Consider the following 446-nt stretch of genomic DNA (forward strand, 5'->3'; position numbering starts at 1 on the left):
CGCGTGGCCCAGCGGGACGACGCGCCGCAGCGTGCGGTGGCCGCCGCGCAGCCGGCGCTGAGCCCCAGCGTGCCGGCCAGCAGCACCCGCCACCTGCCCTTCGGCGATGTCGGCAGCCTGCAGGCACGGCCGTGGCCGAAGTCCAGCCTGGCCCCGGCCGGGGGCGGCGCGCTGAACGCCAGCTTCCCGACCTCGTCCGGCGGCGCCGCGTTCTACCCGTTCGAGCCGCGCCTGCAGGAAGAACTGCCAGCGCCGCAGCGCCCGCGCGACTGACGCGTGCGGGCCCATGCCCCGCCACTGGCGGGGCCCTCCTTCCCCCTCTCCATCCCGATCCGGAGGTTGCCGTCCGATGACTCACCGACTCCGCACGCAGGCCATGGGCCTGCTCGCCCTGACCCTGCCACTGGTGGCCTGTGCCCAGCCCGCCGCGCCGACCGCGCCGCAGG

The 446-nt window shown here is 77.1% G+C and carries 1 pseudogene; it reads left to right on the forward strand.

Annotated features, from left to right (window positions below):
* Positions 1-273: pseudogene (locus NQ204_RS19545) on the forward strand (anti-sigma factor); the annotation flags it as partial.
* Between the last annotated feature and the right edge of the window lie 173 nt (positions 274-446).

The sequence above is a fragment of the Stenotrophomonas testudinis genome (assembly GCF_024499815.1).
Lineage (GTDB): Bacteria > Pseudomonadota > Gammaproteobacteria > Xanthomonadales > Xanthomonadaceae > Stenotrophomonas.